Origin of the sequence: Brevibacterium sp. S111, assembly GCF_004745075.1 — a bacterium.
Lineage (GTDB): Bacteria > Actinomycetota > Actinomycetes > Actinomycetales > Brevibacteriaceae > Brevibacterium.
The window spans coordinates 224,259-238,559 of sequence record NZ_RHFH01000002.1; the positions used below are offsets into that span (position 1 = coordinate 224,259).

Annotated in this window: 13 protein-coding genes; 7 read left to right on the top strand and 6 right to left on the bottom strand. The window is 57.0% G+C overall.

What is annotated here, in order from left to right; genetic code table 11:
• Positions 1 to 92 precede the first annotated feature (92 nt).
• Positions 93 to 698, bottom strand: coding sequence for an NAD(P)H-dependent oxidoreductase (locus EB836_RS03360; protein WP_062240350.1), 606 nt, complete (start codon positions 696 to 698; stop codon positions 93 to 95).
• A 613-nt stretch (positions 699 to 1,311) separates the two neighbouring features.
• Here EB836_RS03360 and EB836_RS03365 point away from each other — a divergent pair.
• A complete protein-coding gene (locus EB836_RS03365; RefSeq protein ID WP_167854334.1) occupies positions 1,312 to 1,752 on the top strand; it encodes a GNAT family N-acetyltransferase in 441 nt (146 codons plus the stop codon).
• 677 nt (positions 1,753 to 2,429) lie between these two features.
• Here EB836_RS03365 and EB836_RS03370 read toward each other — a convergent pair.
• Positions 2,430 to 3,622 (bottom strand): IS3 family transposase gene (locus EB836_RS03370; RefSeq protein WP_240689563.1). Its coding sequence is split into 2 segments (ribosomal slippage): positions 2,430 to 3,335 and positions 3,338 to 3,622, totalling 1,191 coding nucleotides; the frame shifts between segments, so codons are not numbered across the junction.
• A 1,329-nt stretch (positions 3,623 to 4,951) separates the two neighbouring features.
• Here EB836_RS03370 and EB836_RS03380 point away from each other — a divergent pair.
• The 3 genes from EB836_RS03380 to EB836_RS03390 all read left to right on the top strand — a co-directional run bounded on the left by EB836_RS03380 (position 4,952) and on the right by EB836_RS03390 (position 7,374).
• Positions 4,952 to 5,389 (top strand): DUF4440 domain-containing protein, encoded by a 438-nt coding sequence (locus tag EB836_RS03380; RefSeq protein WP_135447387.1) that lies wholly within the window; start codon positions 4,952 to 4,954, stop codon positions 5,387 to 5,389.
• A gap of 639 nt (positions 5,390 to 6,028) precedes the next feature.
• Complete coding sequence (locus EB836_RS03385) at positions 6,029 to 6,712, top strand: N-acetyltransferase (RefSeq protein WP_240689564.1); 684 nt, start codon at positions 6,029 to 6,031, stop codon at positions 6,710 to 6,712.
• A 41-nt stretch (positions 6,713 to 6,753) separates the two neighbouring features.
• Positions 6,754 to 7,374 (top strand): SGNH/GDSL hydrolase family protein, encoded by a 621-nt coding sequence (locus EB836_RS03390; protein ID WP_062240359.1) that lies wholly within the window; start codon positions 6,754 to 6,756, stop codon positions 7,372 to 7,374.
• Between the two features lie 588 nt (positions 7,375 to 7,962).
• Here EB836_RS03390 and EB836_RS03400 read toward each other — a convergent pair.
• Genes EB836_RS03400 through wrbA form a run of 3 tightly spaced genes read right to left on the bottom strand, consistent with a single transcriptional unit; the run spans position 7,963 to position 11,055 of the window.
• Complete coding sequence (locus EB836_RS03400) at positions 7,963 to 8,982, bottom strand: GNAT family N-acetyltransferase (protein WP_135537690.1); 1,020 nt, start codon at positions 8,980 to 8,982, stop codon at positions 7,963 to 7,965.
• The gene (locus tag EB836_RS03405) at positions 8,975 to 10,444 is read right to left on the bottom strand and encodes an MFS transporter (RefSeq protein WP_135537691.1); all 1,470 of its coding nucleotides are present in this window, start codon (positions 10,442 to 10,444) and stop codon (positions 8,975 to 8,977) included. Before EB836_RS03405 ends, EB836_RS03400 begins: the two co-directional genes overlap by 8 nt.
• Positions 10,441 to 11,055, bottom strand: a complete 615-nt coding sequence (gene wrbA / locus EB836_RS03410; protein ID WP_205683290.1) for an NAD(P)H:quinone oxidoreductase — start codon at positions 11,053 to 11,055, stop codon at positions 10,441 to 10,443. Before wrbA ends, EB836_RS03405 begins: the two co-directional genes overlap by 4 nt.
• Before the next feature lie 158 nt (positions 11,056 to 11,213).
• On the opposite strand from wrbA, the gene EB836_RS03415 reads away from it, so the two are divergent.
• Both EB836_RS03415 and EB836_RS03420 read left to right on the top strand, forming a co-directional pair.
• Positions 11,214 to 11,984 (top strand): alpha/beta hydrolase, encoded by a 771-nt coding sequence (locus EB836_RS03415; RefSeq protein ID WP_135447383.1) that lies wholly within the window; start codon positions 11,214 to 11,216, stop codon positions 11,982 to 11,984.
• On the top strand, positions 11,981 to 12,592 hold the full coding sequence (locus EB836_RS03420; protein WP_083532478.1) for a TetR/AcrR family transcriptional regulator: 612 nt from the start codon (positions 11,981 to 11,983) through the stop codon (positions 12,590 to 12,592). The genes EB836_RS03415 and EB836_RS03420 overlap by 4 nt, the downstream gene beginning before the upstream one ends.
• Here the strand turns inward: EB836_RS03420 and EB836_RS03425 are convergent.
• Positions 12,569 to 13,048, bottom strand: coding sequence for a MarR family winged helix-turn-helix transcriptional regulator (locus tag EB836_RS03425; protein WP_135537692.1), 480 nt, complete (start codon positions 13,046 to 13,048; stop codon positions 12,569 to 12,571). The genes EB836_RS03420 and EB836_RS03425 overlap by 24 nt on opposite strands.
• Before the next feature lie 427 nt (positions 13,049 to 13,475).
• Between EB836_RS03425 and EB836_RS03430 the strand changes: the two genes are divergently transcribed.
• Positions 13,476 to 14,273, top strand: coding sequence for a transporter substrate-binding domain-containing protein (locus EB836_RS03430; protein ID WP_205683291.1), 798 nt, complete (start codon positions 13,476 to 13,478; stop codon positions 14,271 to 14,273).
• The last annotated feature ends 28 nt before the right edge of the window (positions 14,274 to 14,301 follow it).

Consider the following 14,301-nt stretch of genomic DNA (forward strand, 5'->3'; position numbering starts at 1 on the left):
GCGCCCTTCACCATCAGAAAGAACATGGGATCTTGGACTGACATACCGACACCTCCTCACGGCTCAGTTCCGTGCACTGCCCGCAGGGATGCTCATACTGAAATAGAAACACGAACCGAGGCCATGGCTTCAGCCCACACAACAACCGAATGCAGAGTTGCAGAGAGATCGTCCACATGCCGAGCTTCTGGGGCAAAGTCGCCCGCTGTTGCGGGATGAGCAAGGTCAGATTCTGTATAGTCGAAGTCGGTGAAAGTTGAAAGAACAACCTGCTCGCGAACATCTGCCAGTCCAAGTTCGGCCGAGATTGTACGCATCTGTTCGACCGCTCGAACTCCACCATCTGCGCCGTAGCTGACAAACCCTGCGGATTTGTTCGTCCATTCGTCGTACAGGTAGTCGATCGCATTCTTCAGCGCACCAGGTACGCCGTGGTTGTATTCCGCGATGACGAAGACGTAACCGTCGTAAGCGGCGATCGACTCTGCCCATCTACGGGTGTGATCATTCTGGTAGATCCCCCACGCAGCTGGATAGGGCTCATCGAGAACCGGAAGGGAATAATCTGCCAGGTCAATCAAATCGAAATCGACTTCGACCGGCGAGTGGGTGCGACCATACTCATAGACCCATTCAGCTACTTGACGTCCACGACGATGTTGACGGGTACTACCGACGATGACGGCAATCTTTGTCATGCTAACCTCCATTGGTTTGTAAAGTACTTCTGGTACTTTACAGAATATGCAATACCAGATCATCGCGCAAGAGCTCACCGGAACTCACGCACCGCACGGATCTTCTCCGCTTGAGACGCACAGCGACCTCAGCACCGCCCCGAGGTCGCCGTGCTGAGTGCACTCTGACGGCAAATGTGGTTGTAATCGGCATCAGAATTATGACAACCTAGTTGTTAGAGTACGTGTAAATCTTTGCAATAGCCACCCCGAAAACAGGACATTCAAAGTTCGAATCCTGCAAGAACGGTCCTCTCCGTAAAAACTGTCGACAACGCGCACAGTCTGACGTGGTGACTCCAAATGGATAGCACCGACATGAACTGGACCAGTAGGCGCCCCAGTCCCCCCGACGCTCCTACCCTGGGTGCGGCTCCTGCTCGTCGGATTAGCCTCCGGCACTCTTGATCGAATCTTTGACGACATGAACGTTGGAACGACGTACGGCATCATGGATTCGCTCACCATCAGTGCACTCCGGATCTATATTCGGTCGTATGCCCGGGATAAATTCGCCGGGTCCCGAGATTGTCGCGGAAAGTAGCTCGACACTATGAACATCCCATGTGATGGAGTGAACATTGCGCGTCTTGAGCCCCAAGAGGTCGTAAACGCATCCAGTCAGCTGATCGTTCTGCAACGGCAGGCTTACCTCATTGAAGCCGCGCTCATCGGCGACTACCGCATCCCCCAGCTCAGTGAGTCAGAAGCAAGGCTTGTAGCTGCTGGCCTTCAGTGGCACGTCGCGATCGCGAGTTCTGCAATCGTCGCGGCAATCGCCTATTCCAAACCTGCTCTCTCACTCGAAGTGGATCGTCTGTTTGTTGAACCGCGCTGGCATCGCTTGGGTTTGGCCCGCCAACTGATACTCTCTCTTGGCTCAGAGCCGATAGACGTCTCAACTGGCCGCGAAAACACTCCAGCGCGTCGGCTGTATGAAGCACTCGGCTTCTCGCATGTCGGCGACACGGAAGCACTACCTGGATTGTGGGTCAGTCGATACAAACGAGCGTGATATGCACAGCGTATTTGGAATTGCCCGATGAGTTATGTCGGCGACAGGCCCGATCGGCACTTTGGCACTCGAGCGCCGGCCGAGTATCTCGTTGAACTGTAAATCCGTTCAGAATACGGTCGCACGGTTTAGGACACCGCACGGGGAAACTGCGAGGCAGCGGCGTCGTTCTTCTTGTAGTCCGAAGTCGGCTCCTGGTCGGCCCCGCAGCCGCATCCAGAACAAGGTTCTAGGTGATTCTTGCATGATGAATGGGGACTGCACACCACCGAGAGAAGAGCTCCGCCAGACGTCGGACCAAAGAGATCTACAGTCGACGAACTACTGCTAATTCCCGTAGCCCTGCTGCAGGCTCTCGCTGACCCGACACGAGTCCAGCTCCAAGAGATCAACTCTGAAGCACGGCGTCTTGGGAACCACGCTTGGAAGCACATCGCGCCAATCGCCGTGGCCTGAAGTTCTAGACAACTCGGCCGTCTCAAGACCGTCGTTCGGGAACTTACTCATCGCAGATCTGAAGAACACGTGCACGGCATCCTGTCAGCCGCCATCGACAACGGTCGCCGAGGCGACTCGTACCCCGTGCTTCACCTTCGGCGGCACCCGCAACACTAGCCACTCGAACTCTTCCCGAACAGGCAAGGGGACTGATGCAAGGAGAGGTGACAATTCGGGTGTCACGCTGCGACTGCAGGTGACTCAATAATTGCCTCGTACTCAACCGGTGTCAAACGACCCAACCGGGCCTGCCGCCGACGCCGGTGATACGTCCGCTCAATCCACGTCACGATCACGATTCTCAACTGCTCCCGGCTCGACCACCGGCGACGGTCGAGAACGTTCTTCTGCATCAGGGCGAAAAACGATTCCATGGCAGCATTGTCGCCGGCCGCGCCGACTCTGCCCATCGATCCGATCAGGCCGTGGCGGGCCAGAGCACGGGTGAATTTCTTCGACCGGAATTGGCTGCCGCGATCGCTATGGACCACGCATCCGGCCACGTCACCACCGCGACGGGCCACGGCCATCTCGAGGGCATCAACAGCTAACCGAGCCTTCATTCGGGCCCCGATGGAATAGCCGACGATCCGCGAGGAGTAGACGTCCTTGATCGCGCACATGTACAGCTTGCCCTCATCGGTGCGATGCTCCGTTATGTCGGTCAGCCAGAGCTGATTCGGTCCATCGGCTCGGAACTCGTGGCGGGTGCGCCCATCGGCGTCGGTGACGACGCACAGGTCGTCGTGGACGGCCGGGCCCGGCCGTTTGCCGTTCTTGGCTCGGGCCTTGCCGAAGACGGAGAACCACGAGTTGGCCGAGCACAGCCGCCACGCGGTGCGCACGGCCATCGGATACCCGGCGATTTCGGCCTCATCGGCCAGGTACCGGTACCCGAATTCCGGGTCATCGGCATGGGCATCGAACAAGGCGTTGGCCCGATGCGCCTCATTCACCTCGGCTTCAGGGACAGGGGCGGCCAGCCATCTGTAGTAGGGCTGGCGGGAGAGCTTCAATACCCGACACGACACCGCAACGGGGATACCGTCGGCGGCGAGCTCTCTCACGAGCGGGTAGAGCCTTTTGACGGCAGATTCGCCTGCGACAAGTAGGCGGCTGCGCGGCGCAGGACCTCGTTCTCCTGTTCCAGCAGGCGAGTCCGACGTCTGAGTTCTCGGAGTTCGGCTGACTCATCGGTGGTCTTGCCGGGCTTGTTGCCGGCATCGATGTCTGCTTGGCGGAGCCATTTCGCGATGGTGCCTTCGTGGACGCCGAAGTCCTTGGCGATCTGGGCGATCGTGGTCTTCTCGTCGCGGTTCAAGACGACGCGGATGACGTCATCGCGGAACTCTTTCGGGTAGGGCTGGGGCATGGTGTCTATCCTTCCAGGCTTGCCTGTGAACAAGCCAGATCAGATGTCACCAAAACCTGCATCAGTCCCAGTGCATGTATGGACCAGTTCGATCTGCGAGTCAGACACAGGGCAGACGGGACGGCTGCACATCCAAGCGCTAAGTCACCGCTGAGTTGTTCGCGTTAAGAAATACTGTCACGAGATTCCAGATCGAGGAGGCCTCGCTTTCAGTCGCAGTCCGCCTGGAATCTTCTCAGTGACGCGTGGGTCCCATCAGGTCTTTCGCCGCTCAGATCGACTGGATGCAACCGCATCTGCTGCAATTGAGTCGATAATATTTGCTCCTGCGAGGGCTGCGTTGCATCGTCCAGCACGGGGGTGTTGTCCCCTTGGAAAAGTTTGAGTTAGACGCAAGCCGGGGACCGGTACTCTGCAAATCTCTAAGGCTCACCCCGGCACAAGCAGTCTGCATGTAATCCTGCATTCGGCGGGCGCTGCGGTTGATGCCCGAGTCCATCACTTGAACTATCAACGGGTCGCTCAGACGCCGAGAAAGCCACAAACGCAACTGTCTACCTCGCACCTTCGAACCACCTAATCACTCAGCACTGAGTCAATGACTGTGCTGGCGACTTTGAACTACCAGACGCTGACATTGCACGCCTTCATGGAGAACTCGGAGGTAGACAAAGCGATCGATTTTGCTGATCGCCTCTGACTAGGCTGTCTGGGGCACATCAGGGGTGCCAAAGTGTGCCAGCACGTTGATCATTTGCTGAGGTGACGATTAGCTCCAAATTTCGGCCTCAAGAGTTTACGCCGCCTTGAAAGCTTCACGAAGCTGCTTACATTTCCCCGCCGACGGTCGTAGGAAATTACACAGCTTGTTCTGCCTGTTGGACGACCGACACCGTGTGTCCAAGCATTGCACGATCCACCTCAGCATGACTTTCTCATTCGTAGACCAGTTCGGTAAAGCTCGATCAGCAGCGGACGAATTTCCCATCCGGTCGCGGTCAATCGATAAAGAGTCCGGTTTGGAAATCCCCGGAACACCGTTCGGCTGACCACGCCACACTTGCGCAGATGTGTCAGAACATCAGTGAGGACTTTGTCGCTCAATTTTGGCAAGCTCTGCGATAGTGCCCCATACGACTTGTCTCCATGAATCAGTTCTCGCAGAACGAGGGTTGTCCATCGACCCTTGAGAGCTTCAAGTGCCACTTCGACCGAGCAGTCGTGATGAGGCTCAAGTGTGCGCCCATCCATCCCGGGAACGAGAGTCATGTCCCATCCGCTGTAACTCTCCGATTGGTTAGTCACATTGCGATCATCTTGACTAGATTTATGACTGAAAGCCATTTCACTGACACCTCCAACGTCTCTCTTACAACCACAGCAGCAGATCATCCCTCGGCATTCGCCCGCGCCTTCAATAGCGGTGACCCCCAGGCGGTTGAACTCCTGTACGAGGAATCCAGTACGTTCGTCTCTTCTCCTGGCACTCCACATTCTGGCCAGGACCGAATCGCGGCGAACACATCATTTCAGGCGCTAGGATTGCCTCTTGCCGTACAGCTTCGCCATGTGTACGAAACGAACGATATAGCACTCCTCATTGTCGACTGGACAATCTCGGGGACCACGCCAGAAGGGGAGTTGATCAACATCCGCGGCACAGCAACCGACGTCGCTCGCCGCGGAGACGACGGATTTTGGCGGTACCTCATCGACAACCCTTTCGGTACGGCGCGAGCCCACGATACCCACCACAACCACGGCTAGAACGTACGTGCAGGAATCTCTCCGATGTGATCTACAAATCTCATGCATCAGTCTGTAAGCATGTCCAGGCATGAGCCCAGATGTCGGAATCCTCAACCATCGCGACGAAGCGCAGATAGCTCTGCAGCACCTGCAATCACTTTCATCCCACCGGCAACACTGGCCGTGACCGGAACAAGACGGCACATTCGCCGATCATCCGCCACACATAGCAAAGGATGGTGCCACTTGAGCGTCTTACGGAAAGAACATCTTCAACCCATTCATTCACGAGCAAACTGATCGACAGGAGTCCGCTGGGTCACTTCACGAGGCAAGAGCAGCCATCCTCCACCACACACGTTGTGGTGGGTTATGTCCATAGGTAAAGCCAATTTCGCCATCGCACAACGGTTCCTGGCATCACCTGCGACCGTAGCCCAAGCCCAGTCCCCCTTCACTAGTCTGGTTTGAGTCCACTCGTAGTTCTAGCTTCGCCAGGAGGTCCTGGCGCCACGTCCGATCCCTCTCATCCGTGAATTCCGAACTCTTTTCTAGAATTCTACTGTGTTAAACGTTTTTTCGTACTATCGTGAATGTATGAAGTTGAGATTCAGCACACTCCAGACTCGCCCGGAGTTGCTTCGCGAACTCCTAAATATGGAGAACACATGGCCGGAGTTCATCCGGCAGGACCCGATAGGCGAGCTGTATTACAACGCCGACATTCTCCTCCAGCTCGCCGAATACACGCTGCTGGCATTGGATGACCATGACGCGATCATCGCCAAAGTTCACTCGATTCCCTTTCAAACACCGCCAAATGGAGAGCTCCCAGCGGACGGATGGGATGGCGCGATTCGTCGTGGATTGATCCGCCTGTTGACCGGGAGCACACCGAACGCCATATCTGCGCTGGAAATCGCCGTAAGATCGGATGCTCGAGGTCAGGGAGTTTCTGCCCAAGCCCTGGAGGCAGTGCGCGTCAATGCCCGACGACTCGGATTCTCCCAACTCCTTGCCCCTGTCCGACCCAACGGAAAAGTGGATCCTTTTCAGGACATGCAGGCATATGTCCATCGCACCCGCGAGGATGGCCTGCCTCTTGATCCGTGGCTACGCACACACGTGCGCGCCGGCGGAACCGTTGAATCTATAGCGCAGCGATCCATGGTCGTCACGGGAACGCTCAGCGAATGGAGAGCATGGACAGGTCTGCCGTTCGACACCTCAGGCCCGGTCCACGTGCCGGATGCTTTGGCTCCGGTACATTGCGATGCCGAGCTCGGTATCGCGACGTATGTCGAACCCAATATCTGGGTCAGTCACAGCACAGAAGGTTAAGTTGCACTCACCAGCGATCCGCTACTGGAGGTTCCCTCGAAATGAAAGAACTCGACCTCACTTCACGAGCCACCTGGGTATTCACCGGCGACAGCATCACCCAGGGGGTCTTCCACACATATGGCTCTCGCTCTTGGGTTGAACTGGTCAGTGAGCAGGTTCGCTGGGAGCTCCGTCGGGTGCAGGACATTGTGATCAACTCAGGCGTTTCCGCTTGGACGGCTCTCGAAATAAACGCTGACTTCGAGTATCTCGTCGGCCGCTTCAATCCCCAGGTGCTCAACGTTTCGCTCGGCACAAACGACGCCTTAGATGGTGAGTCCGGACTCACCAACTTCCAAAGGCGACTCGCCGAGATCGTGCAACAGGGACACGGAATTCGTGCGACTGTCGTCCTCCATACCCCAGTCCTTGTGATGCCAGACGCACCAGTACCTCGACGCAAGTGGATGACCGCATATGCCGAAGCAATACGCAACGTTGCCGAAGCAGAAGATGCCCTCCTTGTCGACCACGAGCAACACTGGCGTCAGCACTTCGGCGCCGAAGCCCCAACTGCTTGGATGGACGACAGCACCCACCCTAACGCAGTCGGCCATCGCCATATAGCCGAAATCACGTTGCAGGCTCTCAGGCTGGGATCCCTTCGAGAACCATTCTGAGATTGATCCCGATCAGCAGGCAGCACCACCGTCCTGGCATCGCTGCCAGGAGAATAGCCAAGTACTCAGGAGCATTGAGAACCTATGGACACCCGCAGATACCGCCAGTCTGAAACCTTGAGCACCGGTTCAGCCCAGCTTAAACGTTGGGTATTTGCTCGGCACTCGAATCCACTCAGCGCGTGGTCACGCTGGGCATCTACCCCGCTCATTGTTCTGCCCATCTGGAAACGCAGCACGTGGGCAGGCGCAGCAGTCACCGCGTGGATGTTGCTGAATCCAATTGTTTTCCGGAGTCCCCGCAATGAAAACGCATGGTCGACACGAGCCATGTTGGGTGAAGAACTCTGGAGCGAACGTCTCCGCTGTGACAAGGCTTCGGCTATCAACGTTTTGTCTACTGCGGCAATGGTGGTGTCGATCGTTGGCGCCCGGAGAAGGTCGGCATACCAAGCTCTTCCGGCTACTGCCATTCAAATGACACTGACTCTTGTATTCTGGAAACTAATGGCAGATTTCTACGCTAAAGCTCAGTACGCTGGCCAATCGACCCGATAATACTTGGCTAGCAACGGTCTGCTGCAGAGATCACGCGTAGGTGCTTCCGCTCGAGTTTCGCCGAGTACTGAAGCTCAGGTCGAGTCCGTCTTCTCCATCCTCGTCAAGAATTGGGTCACGCATAAGCCCAGCCTTGAGAGCAACTTTGCGAGAGGCGCTGTTCTTTGGGCGAATACGAGCGAGAAGCGTCCTGTTGGGATGAGTTCGCTGCGCCCAGTCAAGAACGGTTTGTGTCGCCTCAGTCCCATACCCGCGGCCCCACACCTCAGGGCGAAGGCGACAGATAAGATTCAGTACACTGTGTCCTTGGACAGTCATGTTCTTGACCCCGCAATACCCCACAATTCGTGACTGGTCTTTCTCGCGCACACACCAATAGCCGTAGCCATAGAACTCCCAATGTCGGATCCAGCGATTGACGAGCGCTTCGGCATCAGGAATACCAGTCAGAAAATCCGAAGGGTTATGTTCCACAGTGCGCGGGTTACCTGCAATTTCCAGGATCTGTACGGAGTCCTCCGTTTTGGGAAGATCGAGACACAATCGCGCAGTACGTAGTTCGGGAATGCTGGTCTTCTCAATTCCGCTTTCGCAGGCCTCTTTCATCCTCAGCAATGTCTGGCTCATACCCTCGAACATTGTCTGGTTAAATGCAATGGTTCCGCCCATGTATTTCTCTGTCAGCCCGTGTGCGTAATCAGAGATTCCCTCAGGAGCCTCTCGACGCTGGATGACCCGCGTTTTCCCTGCGCCATCAGCTTTGAGCGTGAACGACCAGATGAGCCAGTTCTCATCAACGCGGAAAGCTAGCTCGGTGCCGGGCAAATATCGTACGACCTCGCAATGCGTTGTCCAAGACAGTCCACTTTGGGCATTATCGTTCACAAATCTGACACCAACAGCGATCTCCTCGGCACCATCGAGAAGAGTCGTCGAGCGCACTTGAGGACTCCACTCAGGTAATCGCCGAGGATCGTGCATCAACGCCCAAACCCGTGCTGAGGGTGCGTGGATGAGAACATCTGTTTCAAGAACGTGAATTTCAGGCATGATTCTTTCTTCTTCCGTCACGGCGCTGTGAAAGGCGCCAGTTTCGAATGACAAAGACTGCGATCGCAGCTGCGGCCACAATGGCGGCACCCAGAAGTCCGCCTTGGGCATAACCAGCTACCGTAGCAACAGTTACTTCGGAGTCGCCGACTTCTGACCCCTTCGTTACCGAATGGATCACAGCTCCGACCGTCGCGGTTCCGAGTGCTGCACCTATCTGTTGACTTGAATTCACGAGAGCGCCCGCGATGCCGGAGTCGTCTCCCGCCCCAGCAGTTGCAACGTCCCCGGCAGTGATCATTACGACGGTCCCGCCAGCTCCCAACAACAACATAGCGGGCAGAACTCCTCCGATATAACCCGATGTGGGAGTGAGAGATCCCAGACTGGCCAAACCGCCGGCGGCGATCAGCAGACCTCCCGCCAGTACAGGTCGGGCCCCAATATACGAACGGATACGAGGCAAAGTTGCTGTCACGATGACCGCACCGGCCGCAAACGGCAGGAACGCAAGCCCCATCCGCACTGAAGAAACGTCCCAAGCGCTCTGCATGAATGAAGTCAGGACGAACATTCCCGCGAACATCGCTATTCCTGCAAAGAAGGCAGCAACGTAGCCAGCTGCTCGCACCCCGTTATGTACGAGGTGTGTCGGTATCAGTTGCTGTTCTGCGAAACGAAGTGAACCGACGAAAAGCGCAATACCTACGACGCCCCCGGCCAGCAGCGCCTGAGTGCCGAGATGTTGCCAGCCCAAAATGCTCGCTCGGTCCAGGGCGAAAACCAGCATTCCAAGCGATACGCTCACGAGAACAGCTCCCAAGAGATCGAAACGCACGTTCGATTTGCTCTTGTCTTTCGGGATCATCATGAAGATCCCGGCGGTAGTGAGGAGGGCCAGCGGTACATTGATGAGTAAACTCCACCGCCAAGTCAGCAGGTCGGCCATCACGCCACCGAATACGAATGACCCCGCCGTGCCAATGCCCATAACGATTCCTAGCGTGCCGAAGGCAATGTTACGACCCCGACCGACCGGGAAGAGCACCGACATCAGTGGAATCGCCGTTGCAGCGATGAAGGCAGCAGATCCGCCCTGCAGTGCGCGTGACACCAAAAGGATCGCCGGTTGTGCTGCTAATCCACCTAACAGCGAGAACAGCGCGAACGCGACCAGTCCACCAATGAGACACCTGCGGAGACCCAAAGCATCAGCAATCCGTCCGCCGACCAGGATTAGCGTACCGAAAGTCAAAGAATAGACGGTGACGACAGCTTGAGCAGAACCAGCGGTCATCCCCAGTTGAGTTTGGGTTTGCGGAAGTGCCACGTTCATTATGGTGACAGCTGAGAAGGCCTGCAGGTTCGCACCGGTGAGAAGACCGAGAGCCCACCAACGACGCTTGTTGGCTGGCCTACTCGACTCGGACTCCGTGGGCAAAGTACCCGTCACGGCACTCATGCTGCCTCGACTCTGGAATCTTTCATCGTACGGGCGAACATTGCAAGCCGGTGACCCTGATACCGAGCCTGCTCGAGCACCGCCAATCCGGGAGCTCCCTCACTGCCAATACTGCTGACACCGTAAGGGTTACCGCCGGCAGCGTGCGCAACGTCGTAGTTCTCATAACCTGTCGGCACGATAATCGACCCCCAGTGACAAAACGTGTGGTACAGGGCCAGCAGTGTCGCCTCGTGCCCACCGTGGCGTTCGTGGGCACTCGTGAATCCCGAAGCTGGTTTGCCCGCGAGATGCCCAGCGCTCCACGCGGCGCTCGCGGAATCAATGAATTGCTTGAGCTGTGACGCTGGCTGACCGAACCGGGTCGGAGTCCCGAGCGCGAAGCCATCCGCCCAGATCAGATCCTTGACGTCGGCGGTCGGAATATCCGCGGTTACTTCAAGGTGGTCCCGCCACGCTTCGTTGGCTTCGACTATCTCATGTGGGACGAGCTCAGCCACTCGCCGAAGTCGAACTTCAGCTCCAGCTTCCTCTGCACCAGCCGCATATGCCTCAGCCAAATCGTGCACTGAACCTGTCGACGAATAGTAGATGACTGCGAATCGTGTCATTATTAATCCAGTCCTTTTCTGGAATCTCGTTCTATCAAAGTAACTCGAACGTCTCGCGAGGTCAACAGGAGAATGCACTTGAGTGCACTTCTGGCATTGATTTCATGTACTATGATTCTAGAAAATAGTTCAGAGGCCTAGGAAGGCATGTGTGAGAAATGGAGTCACGGTTCATCTGCTCGGGCGGCGTGCAGTTGCACGCGCTCTGGCGCTTCGGCAACGGACCTGGAATCATCATCGTTCCCGGGGCAATGGCCGACGCAGCCGATTTCGTCCCGGTTGCAGAAGCGATGGACGACCGTAGTCCCCTGCTGATCGTCAACCGTCGCGGCCGCGGGGATAGCGGACCTCAGGGGACAGATTACGACCTCCCCACCGAAGTCGACGACTTGCGTGCATGGATCGACGAAGTCCAGGGAGAGGTCATTCTGGTGGGTTGGAGCCTGGGCGGCACAATTGCCTTAGAAGCCGCCGCTCAAGATAGTCGCGTCACTTCCGTTATCGCCTACGATCCGGTCCTACCGCCCTTCGCCGGAGAGGCAGTTCCAGCACTTGCCGCTGCCAACCTAGACGAACGAGTCACCATCGTCAATCGGGACATCTCAAACGTACCGGCAAACGAAGTTGCTGCGATGCGTGATACCCCGGCTTGGGCTCATCTTCGCGACCTGGCTGGACCACTGGCGTCAGAACTGGAGGCGCTGAACAGCTTCTCACCGACGGTAGGCTGGAGTGCGATCGACGCGTCCCTCCTTGTCGGAGAACATTCTCAGGGAGTTCTGCCATACGGTCCTGCTTTCGAACGTGTCTCCGCAGCCATCCCGTCTGCTGAAGTCACCGTGCTCAAGGGTCACGGACACCTCGCCCATGTCGAGGACCCCAAATTCCTCGGAACTGAGGTCCGGCGCCTGCTGAGGTCAAAACAGTGAGGGGACGAGGGAGGCCGCGAGATGAACAGGCTCGGCGACGCATTGCTGCAGCTGCATGCACGTTATTCGTCAATGAGGGGTATGTCGCAACTACGATCACGAATATCGCGTCTCAGGCGGACGTCAGCGTGCAGACGATCTACTCCGCGTATACGTCGAAAGTCGGAGTCCTCAAAGCTGCTCATGATTTTGCAATTGGCGGTGGTGACGTGCGTCCCCTCCTCGACCGGGAATGGGCACGGAACATTGAACAGATGTCGTCAGTCGAAGAGGCGTGGCGAATGGCTTCCAGCCACGTCGCAGAGGCAACTGAGAAGGTTTCTTCAATCTATTTCGTTATACAATCAGCAGCGGCAGATCCCGACGTGGCGTTGCTGTTGAAAGAATTGCACGAGCAACGCAGTCGATTCAGCCTAACCCTTGCTGAACGATTGTTGAAGCTGCCCGGAGCTAGGGCCGAGGCTCATCCGCAACGCGTCGCCGACCTGCTCTACGCATGTGCAAGCGTCGCCTCGTTCGGCCCACTCGTCATTGAATGCGGCTGGTCTCTCGACGAATGGCGAACTTGGTTCTTCACGCTCGGGTCACGCGAACTCATTGCCAGCTAGTCCTCCGCCTTCGGTCGCAGGACGCCAGTCTGTCTGGTCGCGAATGATGTTGAGTACATACAGACAGGTCGAGATCTCGTCCTCGGTCAACTGGTCTCTGGCGTCAGCAAAGTGCTCCTGTTCACGACGCAATACGCCCTCAATTGTGGTCCGCCCTTCAACGGTGACGGAAACCAATCTCGACCGGCGATGAGCCGGATTTTCCTGAAACTCTAGGAATCCTTGATCGACGCCATAGTCGACACTACGCTGCACGAATTGGCGACTGAGCAACAACGTCTTTGCGATGCGGGGGACCGTCTGTGGAGCCGTGAGGGCAAGCAGCTCAAGCACTGAGCGGGTGCCGACTGGCAAGCTGCTTTGGTCCTGGTCAAACGTGCGCGTCGCGCGGCGATACAGTATACCAACTGCTCGCATAACATCGGAAAGGTTTGCGTCTCTTCGGGAATCGTGCACAAGGTCATTATCCTCCTAAACTTCGATATCTCGTGTCACGCGGATCCTGAAGCCTTCTGAAGCTGGGAGGAAGACATTTGAGCAGTAGCCGTTGAGCATTGATACTTCGCACAAGCTCGATGTTCAGCAGACGGGGCGCGGCCCTCGATTGCCCCGTCGACCGACCGGAGTTCGTCTGGTCGTAGAGTCCAAGCTCGTCGTAACAATTTCTGATCTGTTCCCCATTGCTCGACTTCATGCCCGGTTGTTCGAGGATTCCAGTGCCACCTTCGAGGAGCTTTGACTTGCCGGAAACCTCAGGTCTTCTGCGATCAGTTCACTTCACCGGAACGGTTCATTATTCGACGGTCTCATGTCCTCGGTGTGGACCGATAGCCTCGAGAAGGGCAGAAGTTCGGGAAGAAGGTCACCGCCGCGAGAACGCTCAGTGGGCGTTCCAGGCCTTCACCAACGAGCACCTCATCCGCGTGCACAACTGGCCCTGACAGCCGGGCTCTCGGCCTGTTCCTCCGACGGCGGCGACGAGGACGCAGCGCTCGAAGACTCGTATACCTACGCCACAGACACCTCCTTCGTTCCCTTCGAATTCAAGGAAGACGGCAAGTACGTCGGCTTCGACATCGACCTCATCACGGCTGTCGCCGATGAAGCCGGGTTCGAACTCAAACAGGAAGTGACGAACTTCGACGGCATCATCCCCGGTCTCCAGACCGGATCCTTCGACCTCGCCGTGGCCGGCATCAGCATCACCGACGAACGCAAGCAGACGATCGACTTCTCCGACCCGTACTACAAGTCCGGTCTCATCCTCGGTGTGCCCACCGACAATGACGACATCAAGAGCATCGACGACCTCGACGGCAAGACCGTGGCCACCCGCCTCGGATCGACGAGTGCCGCCTACATCGACGAGAACATCGACGGCGCCGAGGCGAAGACCTACGAACAGCTCGACCAGGCCTACCTCGCGGTCGAGTCCGGCAGTGCCGACGCGGTCCTCTACGATCAGCCCAACGTCGCCTACTACATCCGCACCGAAGGTGAGGACAAGCTCAAGATGGTCGGCGACCTGCTCGAAGCGCAGGACTACGGCATCGCGATCTCCAAGGACAACCCGAACCTCGTCAAGGCCGTCGACGAAGCCTTGGCCACCATCAAGGAGAACGGGAAGTACGCGGAGATGTACAAGGAATGGTTCGGCGAAGAACCACCGGCCGAAGACTGACATCCCAGTTGTGAGAGCACAGCGGACT